A 14,816-nucleotide genomic window follows, 5' to 3' on the forward strand; every position below is an offset into this window, starting at 1 on the left:
TCAATCGATGATATCCGACATCGTGTCGTAGTTGAAGGGGTCGAGTGACCCAATAGTGCGATCCTCGGCCATCTGGCGTTGTTCGTCCCAGAGGTCCCAGGCCACTGATTGGCGGGGCCGGCGGACAGCGGAGAAGCTGATCGGTTCGCCCTTGGGAACCCGTTGGAGCACACGACAGTCAGAACTCAAGCCCATTGGGAGAAGGCCGATCGAGTCGGCCACGTTGTCGGCGAGGCCGTAGGCACAGAATCCACCGATTCCGTCCAAGACATCACCGACTTCGAGGTCACGCTTGGCAACGGCGATGACACCCACCACCGGATCACCGACCGGCGTCAGTGTTGCGTCACCGAACAGCGCAACTCGGGCGATCGTCAGAGGCGTTTCGAGCGGGCCGAGGTGATAAGGCGCGTAGAAGGTGTAGAGCGGGCCGGGGCCCATCTTGTAGACCTCCATGTACCGCCGCCGCCAGAGTTCCTCCGAGTGGCCGATGATGAAGACGCCGAAGCTCGGTTCCGCCCCGAGCACGTAGTCCACATAGCCCTCGCCTGCGATGAGCTGCTCGGCGTCGAACGCCCGATGCGCCTCCCCCACCTCAGCTCGCACCTCTGGGCCAAGCATCCCGCGCTGCAAGACACCCATGCCCGTTCCGTTCGCCAGCGTCGCCATTTCGAACGCGATCTTCGATCCATCGGCAAAGCCGGCAACCGTCTGAGGTCGCTGCCACACTCGTCGGGCGAACTCCACCTGTGTGTCGGGGTTGCGCTGGTGGTCGAGCAACGACTTGATGTTGCCGAGCAGGAGCGGGCGGAATCCCCAGCTCTCGACCTGCCGTTTGAGGTTCATGAGGACCCCTGGCTGGTCCCCGTCGACGTCGGTCAGGACAACCCCGGCGCGGTCCGCCAGCACCTTGAGGATCGGGCCGAGCGTGGCGTCGAGTTCAGCGTTGAGGAGCACAACGTGTTTCCTCGAAGCAATCGCCAGCAGCACGGCCGACGCACCGTATTCGACCGTCCCGGTTGCCTCGACGAAGACTTCGGCGTCTGGTGCGAGTGCAGCGAGACCGACGTCGTCGGTGATCGCCAGCGTCTCGGAGGCGATTGCCGCTTCGAGTTCGTCGATGGTCCGGACCTCGACGAAGTCGTTGACGTCGAGGTTGTCCAGCAGCGTGTGGATGGTCTCGATGGTGCGGTTGGCGATGATGCGAAGCCGCATCCCGACGCTCGCAGGCCCGAGGAGTTGCATGACGAGACCCTGAGCCGCAAAGCCGGCGCCACTGAGCGCAACGCCGATCGGGTCTCCGGTCGCTTCTCGCTGCCGCAATGCTGTGTCGACGATGATCACGCGGTCCTCGTTTCGTTGTCCATGATGCTCAGATCACCTGTGCTGCTGGGATGGGGACGATGAATTGCCCGCCCCAGGCCCGAATATGAGACAGCTGCTCGACGATTTCGTCAGTCAGGTTCCACGGCAGGATCAGCACGAGATCGGGTTGCTCGTCATCGAGTCGCTGCGGATGGTGGACTGGGATCCTGGTTCCCGGAAGGAACCTGCCGATCTTGTACGGGTTGCGGTCCACTGCGAAGTCGATGAAGTCCTCACGGATGCCGCAGTAGTTGAGGAGTGTGTTGCCTTTCGCGGGAGCCCCGTAGGCAGCAATTCGTTTTCCTTCGCGTTTGGCCTCGATGAGGACCTCGAGGAGTTGGCGCTTGGTTTCGCGTACCTGTTTCTCGAACCTCGTGTACGTGGTGAGGTCATCGAGACCCGCTGCTTGCTCCCTCGCACGCAGTTGGTGGACAGCGCCAGTTACTGGCCGGTCGTCGCCGGTGGTGTGACGGGCGTAGATGCGCAGTGATCCCCCGTGGGTCCACAGCTCTTCGACGTCGAAGATCGTGAGGCCGTGAGCGGCGAAGATCGCTTCCGCTGATTTGAGCGAGAAGTAGCAGAAGTGTTCGTGATAGATCGTGTCGAACTGGTTCTGCTCGATGAGCTGAAGCACGTGGGGGAATTCGATCGTGATGGTGCCCTGCGGCGCCAGGATCGTGGTGATCCCCGAAACGAAGTCGTTGAGATCGGGAATTTGAGCCAGCACGTTGTTGCCGAGAACCAGGTCGGCGCTCAGCCCGCCCTCGCGCAGCTCCGCTGCCTTGGCCGAGCCGAAGAACGACACGTCGGTCGGAACCCCGAGCTCGACCGCTGCAACGGCCACGTTCGCAGCCGGTTCGATACCGAGGCACGGGATGCCGGCATCGACGAAGTTCTTGAGCAAGTAACCATCATTGCTCGCCAGCTCGACCACCGATGATGACGAATCGAGCTGAAGCCGATCGGTGATCATGGCGACGTAGTCGGCAGCATGACGCAGCCAGGCGTCGGAGAACGACGAATAGTACGCGTATTCCTCGAAGATCTCGTTGGCGCTCACATACTCGTTGAGTTGCACGAGATAGCAGCTGTCGCAGACCCAGACGTTGAGCGGATAGAACGGCTCCATCGAGTCGAGTTGATCTGGCGACAGGAAGCTCTGGGAGAGCGGAGCCGAACCAAGGTCAACGACCTTGTGGCGCAGCGATCTGCTGCAAAAACGGCAGGTGAACGCCGACAGCGAACTCGACGCCGTCGATCGGTCGGACCCACCCGAGGTCGTGGGTGGAGCGATGGGGTTGGCGGTTGCGCTCATGCGCACTGCTCCATGACGTATTCGCCGGTGCGATCCACGTGTTGGGTCGGATCACATCGGATCCACGGTGCGTTGCCGGCATCCCAGAGCGATTCGAGGAAGATCTTGTCGCGGAGCGTGTCCATGCACTGCCAGAAGTCGCCATGCCGGTAGGCCGACAGTTGGCCCTCCGCCGCGAGGCGCTGGAGCGGCTCACGGGAGAAGTCGATGTCATCGCCATCGATGTAATCGAGGACCTTGGGCTCCAAGACGAAGAAGCCACCGTTGATCCACCCCTCCCCCATCTGGGGCTTCTCGTTGAATGCAGTGACGACGTCGCCATCGAATTCGATCCGGCCGAACCGAGCAGGTGGCCGAACAGCGGTGAGCGTTGCCAGACGGCCACTCTGCCGATGGAAGGCGAGCAAGGCATCCAGATCCACATTGCTCACCCCGTCGCCGTAGGTGACCATGAACGTGCCGTCGATGTGAGAAGCAAGCCGTTTGAGACGTCCACCGGTTTGGGTGTCGAGACCGGTATCGATCATCGCAATCCGCCAGGCCTCTTCGAGCGACGGCTCGTGACGCGTCACCTCACCACGACCCAAGTCGACGGTGAGATCGGATTCCAAGTGGGAGTACTCCGAGAAGTAGCGCTTGATGGAGTGACCCATGTAGCCGAGCGCAAGCACGAAGTCCTGATGCCCGTAGTGAGCGAAGTGCTTCATGATGTGCCACATGATCGGCCGATCACCAATCTCCACCATCGGCTTCGGCCTCGATGCGGTCTCTTCCGCGAGGCGACTTCCAACGCCACCCGCCAGGATCACAGTCTTCATTTACTGACCTCCGTAGTCACAGTTCGAGAAGGCCTGCCGATGACTTGACATCAGCACCACCTGGCCCGCTCGATTCAAATTACTACAGAATGTCGTAGCTTGATAGGTCGGATAGGCCTTTTGGTTCGTTTGACCCAAGCGCTTCCAATGATCCCAACGAGAGTTGAACGACACAATGTAGTATCCGACCCATGGCAACCTTTGGTCAGCGTCCGGTCGGACCGGGCAGCCTCGTCGTCGGGGCGTTCGTTGCCGGTTGGTTTCAAGCACATCTGCGTTCGAAATCGGTGAGGGCGTGGGCACCGCCGACCCTCGGTCCCAGTTCGACTCACTCGCTCTATGCACGGTCTGGCGGAGGAGGCAGTGCCATGGTGCTCCTCCATGGGCTGGTGTCGACCGGTGACATTTTCGGCTCAACGTTCGACACGCTGGCCGAAACCCATCAGCTCGTCGTCCCCGACCTGTTGGGATTCGGGCGATCGATGGACTCCACTCGTGACGCCTTCTCGCTGGCCGATCACCTCGACGCGCTCGACGACCTTGCCGATCAGCACGGGCTGTTCGACCACCGGTGGACGATTGGCGCCCACTCGATGGGATCGTCGTTGGCGCTGCACTGGGCCACACGACATGCCGAGCGGGTCGATCGGATCGTTTGCTGGGGTGCCCCGATTCACCAGTCACCGGTCCAAGCCCGACGACAGATCGGGGGCAGTTCGATGGCACGCCTTTTTGCCCTCGATGACGGGCTCGCCGAACAGGCGTGCGCCATCAGCTGTCGTCACCGCGCCGCCGCAGGTTGGATGAGTTCACTCGCCGAGCCGCGCCTGCCCGTCGCAGTGGCGAGAGCAGCCAGCCTTCACACCTGGCCGGCGTATCGAGATGCCATGCGTGAACTCGTCATCGAGACCCCATGGCGCGAGCTGATCCTCGAGCTCGATGAGCGCGGCGTCGAGATCAGCCTTGTGTGGGGCACCGAAGACCACGTCGGTGATCGTCGCGCAGCTCGGGAGATTCTCACGTCGTGCCGCAACGCCACGATCACCACGGTGCCGGGCGTCGACCATCATCTACCGCTCTCACATCCAGCGGTCTGTGTCGGCCACCTCGTCGAGAAGAGGTCGATGTGAGGACTGCCCACCTGGCTCCGTCAGGAGGCGGCACCCACGAGGAAGGCCGTAATGACGATCACGAGCAGCAGGGCCGCCGCCTCAATCGAAACGACGGTCCGAAAATGGCTCGCAAGGGCGTCGCTGTCGCCCACCTCGTTCATCTCTGGGATGACGACCTGGTGGTTGTATCCGCCCCCCGCCGCAGCGACACCGACGACGACCAGCTTGGCCATCAGAAGTCGACCCCACGGCGTCGACCAGAGCTCCGATGGACTGTCGAGCACGATGACCGCGAGTGCGGTTCCAGCGACGGCGACGGCGACCAGTGCGACGCTCGCAACGACCGAGAATCGAACGGCCAGTTGCAGAGCACGCATGTCGTCACCTCGCAGGTGACGTCGCCAGAGCACTGCGACCAACATGATGACGCCGCCGGCCCACACCGCTCCGGCCGCAACGTGGACCACGTCGATCAGACCGGTAAGCAGTCGATCTCCCTTTGACACGGTGTGCCCGTCGAAGAGGTACGACACGATCAGCAGGGCTGCTCCAATGAAGGCACCGGCCGAGTCCGACGAGGCATCCCAGGCCTCGTCGCCGTGGCGGACAAAGTGTTCATGAGACGATGGTGGCGCCATCTCGCCCATCCCTCTCGAATCCCGGATTCCCTGCTCTGGTGCGGCATGAGCACCGACACCGACCAACTCGCGCAGCGCAACGACGGGATCGAGCACCTCGTCGGCAACGACGGTGAACAGTTGGGCGCCCGAGGTCAGCACGACGCCGCCGGTCACCCGGAGGCCGATGGCGATGCCGGTGGATCCGTACACCACCGACCACAATGCTGATGGCGAGAAGAGCGCTGCCCAGCTGCCACCGTTCTCGAGCGCGACTTGGGCGACCAACTCGGCGAGAGCTGCCGCAACGACGATCACTCCGCTACGGCGAACCCAGAACAGGACATAACGAATGTCTCGCCTTGCCCCACGCAGAACGGTGGCTGCAAACACGAGGGCGCCGAGCCCGATCATTGTCCCGCCCAGCCCGAGGATCCGGGCGACAGCTGCCGCCTTCTGAGCACCTTCGGTCGAGCCCTGCGTCGAGGTCATGAACTCCGACATGTCCATCGGCGTGGAACTGCCAGCTTCCATGCCCACCATCGCAGCTCCAGGCTCGCCCACTGCCGTTGCAGGGGTTTGTCCGTCGACCAAACCGCCGGCCATCGCAGCGTCACCGGCCCCATCGATTGCGGGCGCTCCTCCGGCAATCGTAAAGCTGAAGCTTCCATCGACGGGGTGAGCGTCGCCAGCCCTGACCATCCAGCGCACTGCGGTCGCGCCCGCTGCGAGCGGTGGATCGAACGTCAACACGAAGGTCCTCGTATCGTCGGTGGTCACCGCCGTCGGGAGTCGAACGACGCCGCTGGCGTCGAGGACTTGAAAGCCGTCTCCTGTCTCCTCTGAGTCGCCGGTGAAGGTGATCGAGATTCGATCGAGCGAACCATCGACGGTGGCGCCATCGGCAGGATCCGACGACTCGAATCCCGTATGCGCCGAAGCCGGTAGCGCCGTGAGAACAACCGTCAGGATGACCACGACACAAACCACTACCAAGCGACGAATTCTGAACATGGACACCTCGAAGTCGACGATCTAGCGGAGCCCCCGGTGCCCGGGAGACAACATATACGACAATGTGTCGTAGTACAACGTCGTCTCTACCGAGAACCGAGTGATGCAGGTCGAAGGTCGAGTCGTCGAAGGAGTTGGGCGTTGGCAGCGACCACGATGGTGGAGAAGCTCATCAGCAGAGCACCGACTGCCGGCGGGAGAACGAACCCGATCGGCGCCAGAACGCCTGCCGCCAAGGGAATCGCGAAGATGTTGTAGCCGGCTGCCCAGCCGAGATTCTGCAGCATCTTTCGATAGCTGGCCTTCGAGAGCTCAATGACACCGAGCACGTTTCGAGGATCCGACGAAGCGAGAACGACGCCAGCAGATTCGATCGCCACGTCGGTGCCCGCCCCGATGGCGAGCCCGACATCGGCGCGAGCAAGAGCAGGAGCGTCGTTCACCCCGTCGCCGACCATCGCGACCTTGCGCCCGCGCTCTTGCAACTTCGAAACGGTTCGGTCTTTGTCTTCGGGGAGCACCTCGGCGAACACTTCATCGATCCCAAGCCGCTCGGCAACGTGGTCGGCGACCGCCCGAGAGTCACCTGTGATCATGACGACCTCGATGCCGCGCTCATGGAGTTTGTCGACGGCCACCTTCGACTCCGGACGGATGTCGTCTTCGAGGGCGATCGATCCGATGATCCGCTCATCCTCGATGACGTGAAGAACCGCGGCGCCACGTGCTTCCCACTGACAGATTTGAGCGACGAGCCCGTTCGGCCGGCTCAGGTTCATCGTCCGCAGCATCGACGGACCGCCGATTGCGATCGTCTTGCCATCGACGGCGGCGCTGACGCCACGACCAGTCATCGATCGGAAATCGCTTGCCTGCGGCACCTCGACAGACAGACTGCCGGCATGCCTCACGATGGCGCGTGCAAGAGGATGCTCACTGTCGGCTTCGACTGCTGCGGCCACCGCCACCAAACGGTTGGTGTCTCCATCGGCCGCAGAAACGTCGGTCACTGCGTGCTCCCCAGCGGTGAGGGTTCCGGTCTTGTCGAACAGCACCGTGTCGATCTTGCGCATCCGCTCCAGAGCAAGACGGTCCTTCACGAGGATGCCGTTTCGGGCAGCCATCGCCGTCGACAGGGAAACGACAAGAGGGATGGCGAGCCCCAGCGCATGAGGGCAGGCGATGATCAGCACGGTCACGGTCCGGATCAGCGCCTGGTCAGGTTCTCCCAGGAGCAGCCAGACGACTGCGGTGATCGCCGCCGAAGCGATGGCGACGTAGAACAGCAGCGCCGCTGCACGGTCAGCGATCGCCTGAGCCCGCGACTTCGATTCCTGAGCTTGACCAACGAGCCGCTGAATCCCACCAAGCGCAGTGTCGTCGCCGATGGCTGTGACCTCGACTCGGATGGTGTTGTCGGTTGCGACCGAGCCAGCGATCACGTGATCGCCTTCGGACTTCGCCACCGGATTGGATTCTCCGGTGAGCATCGACTCGTCGACCTCGACGCTGCCCTCGATGATCCGGCCATCGGCGGGCACTCGGCTTCCCGACCGAATCAGCAGCCTGTCACCAACCACAAGATCGCCGATCGAAACCGTCGCGAAACTCCCGTCACCGTCGATACGTTCAGCTTTGTCGGGGAGCAGTTCGGCCAATGCAGCGAGGGCTCCCCTGGCCTGGCCGATCGCCTTCATCTCCTGCCAGTGGCCAAGGAGCATGATCACGATGAGGCTCGCAAGCTCCCACCAGAATTCGAGATCGAGGATGTCGGTCAGCGACAGGACCGATGCGCCGAAGGCAACGGTGATCGCCAAGGCGATCAGCAGCATCATGCCCGGCTGGCGCTGCTTGGCTTCGTCGTAACCGCCGGTCAAGAATGGTCGACCGCCATAGACGTAGATGACGGTGCCGAGCAGCGGAGCGATCCAGCTCGACCCGGGGAACGACAGGTCGAAGTTCAACCACTCCTGGATCTGAGCCGAGAACACCAACACGGGCACAGCGAGCGCAAGATTGGCCCAGAACAACCGTCGAAAAATCTCGGCATGCCCCTCATGCCCGCCATGTTCCTCGTGCCCGCCATGCTCCCCGCTGCCGCCATGTTCCTGGTGCGTCATGTGGTCGGGGTCGGCCGTGTCCATCTCGCCTACTCGCTGCCGAAGTCGACGGCACATGTGCGGTCGCTTGTTCCGGTGAATTCGGGGATTGGTCGTGCGTTGGCTTCCTCGACGGTGTCAGCAGGTCCGTTGTCGGAGATGTCGTCGATGAGCCAGTCCATTTCGTCGATCTCACGTCGCTGGGCTTCGATGATCCCAACGGCGAGGTTGCAGACCCGCAAGTCCTCGATTTCTGCTCGCTCGCTGGTCAAGATGGCGATCGAATGGTGAGGGATCATGGCACTCATCCAGGACTCGTCCTGCACGGTCTCCTGGCTGCGAACCAACCACAGCGAACCGGCAAGGACGACGACAGCGCCAACACCGATCCCGATGTTGAGCTTGGTGTTGCGGTACATGCTGAGCATGAACCCGAGCATGATGACGGCCATCGCAGCACCCATGAGCAACGCCATGTAGAAGCGGGTCTCACTCCACCGAACGTGGCCCCAGGCAAATGTGTTGAGGTACATGAGGCCGAACATGACCGTGGTCGAAGTGGCGATCATTGCGCCGAAGCGAACGTACGACATGTGAACACCGCCTCCGGACGACGAGCCACCATCGCTCCTGGTGGCGGAATCGGTCGCGAGGTCGGTGTGATGTGTGTCGGCCATGGGCCTGCTCCATTCAGATAGGGATCGAACGCCCCCGACCTACCCGCTGATCCGACCTTGAAACTACCGTTTGTAGAAGTTGGCGAGTCGCTCAGCTCGCTGCGGGGTCGTCGGTCAGAAGGTCCCGACCGGATGCCGTCCAGCCGTTCATGCCACCATCGAGATCGATGACGTTCGTGTAGCCAGCGGCAACGAGCTCGGCTGCGGCCTGGCCTGACATGCTCCCCGACCGGCAATACACCACGACAGGGTCGTCAAGATTGGCTGGAAGGCCGCCGAATTCGAGAATCTGCGTGAAGTCCACGAACTCGTCGGTCCCTTCGATGTGCCCCTCGTAGGGAATGTGCACATTGATGACATCAACGGTCGGATTCTCGTCCATATAGCTGGCGAAGTCTGCGGGTGCGAGAAGCCGAATCGGGTCCTCGACCTCATCGGCGGCAGAGCTACCGGTCGAGCAGGCACTCGCGACCAGCGCTACCAGTGCCGCGAGCGCAACGACGAAGTACGGCAGCCGGGAGTGCCGTCCGATCGGTTCATACCCGCCAAATGATTCTGCACCAGACACGCTCGTCTACCTCCACTCGCAGCTCACGGCCGCGACTTCATCGTGACGAGGTGATCGCCAACTCGTGGCGATCCTACAGTCTGTAGGTTAACCGTGGCTCACACTCGAGCTTTCCCCGACGGTCGCAGCTTCGCCATTGGCAGCTCCTACGACCACGCGCTGATCGCTCTCATCGAGGTCGACAGTTGGCGGCACGGCGCGACGCTGGGCAACGACCAACCAGAGTCCTCCAAGGAGTACTGCGGCTCCGCTCACCCAGTGGTTGACGCGAATCCCAGCGATCAGGGTCGCTTCGTCGGTGCGCATTCCTTCGACAACGAAGCGCGCAGCCCCGTAGAGAGCGATCCACAACGGCAACATCGCGCCAGGTTTCAGCAACTTCCGGCGGTCCAGGACGATCAGCGTCGCTGCGATCACCAAGTTCAGAAGCCCCTCGTACAGAAAGGTGGGGTGGAAGGTCGTGAACCCTTCGAACTCCGCACTCGGATTGTCGATCTGGACGGCCCAGGGCAGATCCGAGGGCCGCCCGTAGATCTCTTGATTGAACCAGTTGCCAAGACGCCCGATCGCCTGTGCGACGGGAACCCCAGGAATCACCGCGGTGAGCAAGCCAGGGACCGACCAGCCTCGCGATCTGGCCACCAGCACGCCAACTCCGACTCCAGCCACCAGACCACCGGGAATTCCCAGCCCGCCCTCCCAGATCTTGAGCGCATCAATCCAACGCCCCTGGTAACGGGTCCAGTCGGTCACAACATGGTAGACACGCGCACCGACGAGCCCTGCAGGCACCGCCCATTTCGCGATCTCTGCGACATCGTCGGCCGCGCCACCCTGCGCCACCCATCGCCGTCGTCCAATCTCGACTGCTGCGACGATCCCGAGCGCGATCATCAACCCGTAGTACCGAAACGTGAGTGGGCCGAGCTGGAAACCATTGCTCGAGGGAGATGGGAGGGAGGCGAAGGTCAGCGACGTCATCAACACACCCACAGGCTACGACACCTTGTCGTATTTTATTGATCAGCGAGATGCGTCATGCGATGAGAGCGCCGACGGACCAGCAGGTAGACGACCATGCCGAGTGCAGTGGCTGACGCCAGCGATGCGCCGCTCATGGCAACGGTCCCCAGACTCAACACCCCGAAAATGACAAGCATTGGCACTCCACAGCAGATCCCGCAGAGGGCTGCAAACAGTGACTTGCCGCGAGCACCGAGTTCTCGATCGTTCATGGAAGACCTCCACATCGACTACCTACTACTACACTAAGTAGTCGTCCATCTCGCATGGATACTTGAGCACTTCAACCCGCTACCCCGCAGCACAAAGTTACTCCTACACTCCGTAGCACTTCATCGGAACGGCAGCTTCATTGCCAAGAGAGGAACCAGCCGTGGGTAAGGCGTCGAGGCACAAGGGAACCAACGAAGGGGCACAGGCCCTCACCAGGCCCGCTCAGCCGAGAGGTGTTCCCTGGTTCGCCGTGACATTGGTGACCATCGGCCTGTCGGGCGCTGCCCTCGTCGGACTCCTGGCGACACAACGGACGTCGGCGCTCGGGATCGCTCCCGAAGCGGGGAAGGACCATTGGCACAGTGCGTTCGCGGTGGCGGCGTGTGGTGAGGTTCTCCCAGCGACACAGGATCCTCAGCACGGCGATGGGATTCATGCCCACGCCGACGGCTTGATCCATATCCACCCGACCTCGTCCCAGGCGGCTGGGCCAAATGCCACGCTGGGGAACTACCTGTCCACCGTTGGTGCGAACCTGACCGACGGCCGCTATGAACCTGGACCGGGTGAGGCATCGAACGTCCTCGATGTCACCGAAGGGTGCGACGGCGAGCCGGCAGTGCTCCAGCTCGCGGTGTGGCCAAAGGGCAAGTTCGATTCCGATCCGACGATCATCACGAGCAACCTTGCCGATTACCGGTTCGAGGAGGATGGCCAGGCCATCACGTTGGCCCTCGCGCCGGCTGGCTCCGAGATACCGATCAGCCCCGTTGCCGACAACGTCAACAATCCTGGCGACCAGTGAGGCGAACGTCGTCAATCACCGTCGAGGCCGCCCACCCGTCGGAGCGGCGAGCACTCCCCGGTCGGGTCAGGATCGCATCAATCGTGCGATAGCCGCGGTGGCTTCGTCGATTTTGACACGTCCGGCCTCCTCACTTTCGACCAGCGCCTCCTGCACGCAGTGCCGGATGTGTTCGTCGATGAGACCAATCCCGACGCTCTGCAGTGCCTTGGTCACCGACCCGATCTGAGTGATCACGTCGATGCAGTACGCATCCTCGTCGATCAAGCGTTGCAGGCCCCGAACTTGACCCTCGATCTTCCTGAGTCGTGCCGAGTAATCGTCTTTGGTAAAGGAGTATCCAGCCATAGAAGCACCCGACTCTAGTGATGAGCGTGGTGACTTGGCCCGCTGGGTTCAACAGCAGTGGGATCGGCGCCGATCTCGATGGTGACCTCACCCAAGACCGCTGCAACAGTGCCCTGCGGGGCGTGAGGTTGCCAACGCCGTAGCCGGCTGGCGTTGGCGACGACTGACAGGCTCGAGGCTGCCATCGCCGCTGCAGCAATCATCGGACTGAGTTGGACGCCGACGAAGGGATAGAGCACTCCAGCGGCGATTGGGATACCGATGCCGTTGTAGACGAACGCGAGGAACAGGTTCTGCCGTATGTTGCGCATGGTGGAGCGGCTCAACGTGATGGCGGTGACCACACCGTCGAGGGCACCCGAGATCAGGGTGATGTCTGATGCTTCGATGGCAACGTCAGTGCCGGTACCGATTGCGAAACCGACGTCGGCCTGGGCGAGGGCGGGGGCATCGTTGATGCCGTCGCCGACCATCGCCACCACGCCGCCCTCGTTCTGCAGGCGCCGGACTTCGAGCGCTTTGTGTTCGGGCAGGACTTCAGCGAGGACACGGTCGACGCCGACCTGGCGGGCGATGGCGGCGGCGGTGCGGGCGTTGTCGCCGGTGATCATTGCGACCTGGATCCCGAGCGCCTTCAACGCCGCGATCGAAGCAGCCGAGTCTTCTTTGACGGTGTCGGCAACAGCGATCACGCCGCTGGCCTCGCCATCGATGGCGACGAGCATCGGGGTGCGGCCGGCTTCGGCGAGCCGGTCCATCTCGGCACCCAGAGTGCCGGTGCCAATCGCCGAGTCGTCGAGGAGCCGTTGGTTGCCGATCAGCACGTCGCGGCCTTCGACTCGGGCCCGGATGCCTTTGCCGGTCACCGATTCGAAGTCGCTGGGGTCAGCGAGTCCGAGCTGACGTTCGCGGGCACCATCGACGATGGCCTGGGCCAGCGGGTGTTCCGATGATTGCTCGGCGGAGGCAACGAGTCGGAGCAGGTCGTTCTCGTCGACACCGGGGGCGACGACGATGTCGGTCAGTGCCGGCTCGCCACGGGTGATGGTGCCGGTCTTGTCCAACACGATCGTGGTGATCTTGTGCGCCGTTTCGAGCGACTCGGCTGACCGGATGAGAATGCCCTTCTCGGCACCCTTGCCGGTGGAGACCATGATCGACAGCGGTGTTGCCAGACCCAATGCACAGGGGCAGGCGATGATGAGCACCGCGACCGACGCGACGAGGGCCAGGGTGAAGGCGGGGTCGGGACCGACGACGAACCACGTGGCGAAGGTGGCGATGGCGATGAACATGACCGCGGGAACGAAGTAGGACGACACCAGGTCGGCCAGCCGCTGGATTGGCGCCTTCGATCCCTGGGCTTGTTCGACCAGTTTGATGATCTGAGCGAGCATGGTGTCGGAGCCGACGTTGGTGGCTTCGAGGCGGAACGCACCGGTCTGGTTGATCGTGGCACCGATCACGGTGTCGCCGACGGTCTTGGAGACCGGGAGGGATTCGCCGGTGACCATCGACTCGTCCAGCGTCGAGCGTCCGTCGACGATGATCCCGTCGACGGGGACCTTCTCGCCGGGGCGGACGAGGATCACATCGCCGGGGACGACCTGTTCGATCGGCACCTCCATCTCGACGCCGTCACGGATGAGGGTGGCGGTCTTGGCCTGGAGCCCGATCAGTTTGCGGATGGCTTCACCGGTTCCGGCCTTGGCCTTCACCTCGAGCAAACGACCCAGGAGGATGAGCGTGATGATCACGCCGACCGCTTCGTAGTAGACCTCGCGAACGCTTTCGGGCACCAGGGTGGGGGCGATGGTGACCAGCAGGCTGTAGCTGAAGGCGGCAATCGTGCCGATGGTGATGAGACTGTTCATGTCGGCGGTGCGGTGCTTCAGCGTCAACCAACCGGTCCGATGGATCGGCCACCCGCTGTACACCATGACCGGCGTGATCATGACGAGCTGGAACCAACGGTTCATCAGGAACTCCGGGATCCAGGAGGCCCCGAACAGATCCATGGCCATGACCGCGAACACGATGGGAGCGGCGAGCACCGCGCCGAGTGTCATGCGTCGGGCCAGGTCGGTGATCTCGGCTTGGCGTTCGGCCGCCTCGGCGTCGGCGCCACCGGCGTCCCCCGACGAACGGGGCACCAGCCGGTAGCCGGCGTCGGCCACCGCGGCCTGCAGCTGTTCGGGTGATGTCTTGGACGGGTCGAAATCGACGGTTGCCCGCTCGGTCCCGAAACTCACATCAACCCGGTCGACCCCCGGCATTTCGCCCAGGACCGACTCGATGTTCACGACACACGATGCGCATGACATGCCGCTGACCCTGAACTCGGCCTGTTCGGTCTGCACGCCTTGCTCGGTCATCGGCCCGACGCCAACTGCCTCCGCCACCTGCGGTGACACCGGAGGTGTGTCGTCCGACCGGGTTCCGGCCGGTTCGACGACGAGCTTGCCGTGAATCATGTTCATGCCGCAGGCGAAGTCGAACTCACCCACCTTGTCCGGGGTGAACTCCAGCGTCGTGGTGCCGAAAGCGGAAAGGGACTTCGATACGCCGAAGTCGGCGAACACGACACGCGAGGTGCAGTCGCCAGACTCCTGGCGATCGAAATTGAGTCGGAGGGGCACGCCCGCCTCCACGCGGATCAGGTCGGGCGAGTACCCACCCTTGACGGTGACGTCGACTACTTGAACGCCTCCCCGCACCTCGGCCTGCCGAGCCTTCTTCGGGCCGAAGAAGAACCACCACAGGAACCCTGCGAGCAGCGCACTCCCGGCGATCACCAGTACGTCGTTGACATTCATGATCGGGACCTCCGCAGATCTCTGTT

Annotated in this window: 12 protein-coding genes; 2 read left to right on the forward strand and 10 right to left on the reverse strand. The window is 62.8% G+C overall.

Features of this window, described 5'->3' with window-relative positions:
- From R2733_01730 to rfbF, 3 genes are read right to left on the reverse strand one after another with little or no spacing between them, the layout of a single operon-like run.
- Positions 1 to 1,344, reverse strand: a complete 1,344-nt coding sequence (locus R2733_01730) for a hypothetical protein (protein ID MEZ5375201.1) — start codon at positions 1,342 to 1,344, stop codon at positions 1 to 3.
- 28 nt (positions 1,345 to 1,372) lie between these two features.
- The gene (locus tag R2733_01735) at positions 1,373 to 2,680 is read right to left on the reverse strand and encodes a class I SAM-dependent methyltransferase (GenBank protein MEZ5375202.1); all 1,308 of its coding nucleotides are present in this window, start codon (positions 2,678 to 2,680) and stop codon (positions 1,373 to 1,375) included.
- The gene (rfbF, locus tag R2733_01740) at positions 2,677 to 3,498 is read right to left on the reverse strand and encodes a glucose-1-phosphate cytidylyltransferase (protein MEZ5375203.1); all 822 of its coding nucleotides are present in this window, start codon (positions 3,496 to 3,498) and stop codon (positions 2,677 to 2,679) included. The genes R2733_01735 and rfbF overlap by 4 nt, the downstream gene beginning before the upstream one ends.
- 368 nt (positions 3,499 to 3,866) lie before the next feature.
- Here rfbF and R2733_01745 point away from each other — a divergent pair, with 368 nt between their 5' ends.
- A complete protein-coding gene (locus R2733_01745) occupies positions 3,867 to 4,628 on the forward strand; it encodes an alpha/beta fold hydrolase (GenBank protein ID MEZ5375204.1) in 762 nt (253 codons plus the stop codon).
- Between the two features lie 20 nt (positions 4,629 to 4,648).
- Here the strand turns inward: R2733_01745 and R2733_01750 are convergent, their stop codons facing one another.
- The 5 genes from R2733_01750 to lgt all read right to left on the reverse strand — a co-directional run bounded on the left by R2733_01750 (position 4,649) and on the right by lgt (position 10,566).
- A complete protein-coding gene (locus tag R2733_01750) occupies positions 4,649 to 6,205 on the reverse strand; it encodes a CopD family protein (GenBank protein ID MEZ5375205.1) in 1,557 nt (518 codons plus the stop codon).
- Positions 6,206 to 6,327: 122 nt separating this feature from the next.
- Positions 6,328 to 8,385, reverse strand: a complete 2,058-nt coding sequence (locus R2733_01755) for a copper-translocating P-type ATPase (protein ID MEZ5375206.1) — start codon at positions 8,383 to 8,385, stop codon at positions 6,328 to 6,330.
- A gap of 5 nt (positions 8,386 to 8,390) precedes the next feature.
- Positions 8,391 to 9,017, reverse strand: coding sequence for a DUF305 domain-containing protein (locus R2733_01760; protein MEZ5375207.1), 627 nt, complete (start codon positions 9,015 to 9,017; stop codon positions 8,391 to 8,393).
- 91 nt (positions 9,018 to 9,108) lie between these two features.
- Positions 9,109 to 9,585 (reverse strand): rhodanese-like domain-containing protein, encoded by a 477-nt coding sequence (locus tag R2733_01765; protein MEZ5375208.1) that lies wholly within the window; start codon positions 9,583 to 9,585, stop codon positions 9,109 to 9,111.
- Between the two features lie 87 nt (positions 9,586 to 9,672).
- Complete coding sequence (lgt, locus tag R2733_01770) at positions 9,673 to 10,566, reverse strand: prolipoprotein diacylglyceryl transferase (protein MEZ5375209.1); 894 nt, start codon at positions 10,564 to 10,566, stop codon at positions 9,673 to 9,675.
- A 505-nt stretch (positions 10,567 to 11,071) separates the two neighbouring features.
- Here lgt and R2733_01775 point away from each other — a divergent pair.
- Positions 11,072 to 11,626, forward strand: coding sequence for a hypothetical protein (locus R2733_01775; protein MEZ5375210.1), 555 nt, complete (start codon positions 11,072 to 11,074; stop codon positions 11,624 to 11,626).
- A 66-nt stretch (positions 11,627 to 11,692) separates the two neighbouring features.
- Here R2733_01775 and R2733_01780 read toward each other — a convergent pair whose 3' ends face one another.
- The gene (locus R2733_01780; protein ID MEZ5375211.1) at positions 11,693 to 11,974 is read right to left on the reverse strand and encodes a metal-sensitive transcriptional regulator; all 282 of its coding nucleotides are present in this window, start codon (positions 11,972 to 11,974) and stop codon (positions 11,693 to 11,695) included.
- Between the two features lie 14 nt (positions 11,975 to 11,988).
- Positions 11,989 to 14,790: a heavy metal translocating P-type ATPase gene (locus tag R2733_01785; protein ID MEZ5375212.1), complete on the reverse strand. Its 2,802-nt coding sequence runs from the start codon at positions 14,788 to 14,790 to the stop codon at positions 11,989 to 11,991.
- Positions 14,791 to 14,816 lie beyond the last annotated feature (26 nt).

This window comes from Acidimicrobiales bacterium (genome assembly GCA_041394265.1).
Taxonomy (GTDB): Bacteria; Actinomycetota; Acidimicrobiia; order Acidimicrobiales; family SZUA-35; genus JBBQUN01.

Coding starts and splice junctions, on each gene's coding strand:
- R2733_01735 (MEZ5375202.1), bottom strand. CDS start 2,680: ATGAGCGCAACCGCCAACCCCATCGCTCCACCCACGACCTCGGGTGGG.
- rfbF (MEZ5375203.1), bottom strand. CDS start 3,498: ATGAAGACTGTGATCCTGGCGGGTGGCGTTGGAAGTCGCCTCGCGGAA.
- R2733_01745 (MEZ5375204.1), top strand. CDS start 3,867: ATGGTGCTCCTCCATGGGCTGGTGTCGACCGGTGACATTTTCGGCTCA.
- R2733_01755 (MEZ5375206.1), bottom strand. CDS start 8,385: ATGGACACGGCCGACCCCGACCACATGACGCACCAGGAACATGGCGGC.
- R2733_01760 (MEZ5375207.1), bottom strand. CDS start 9,017: ATGGCCGACACACATCACACCGACCTCGCGACCGATTCCGCCACCAGG.
- lgt (MEZ5375209.1), bottom strand. CDS start 10,566: ATGACGTCGCTGACCTTCGCCTCCCTCCCATCTCCCTCGAGCAATGGT.
- R2733_01780 (MEZ5375211.1), bottom strand. CDS start 11,974: ATGGCTGGATACTCCTTTACCAAAGACGATTACTCGGCACGACTCAGG.
- R2733_01785 (MEZ5375212.1), bottom strand. CDS start 14,790: ATGAATGTCAACGACGTACTGGTGATCGCCGGGAGTGCGCTGCTCGCA.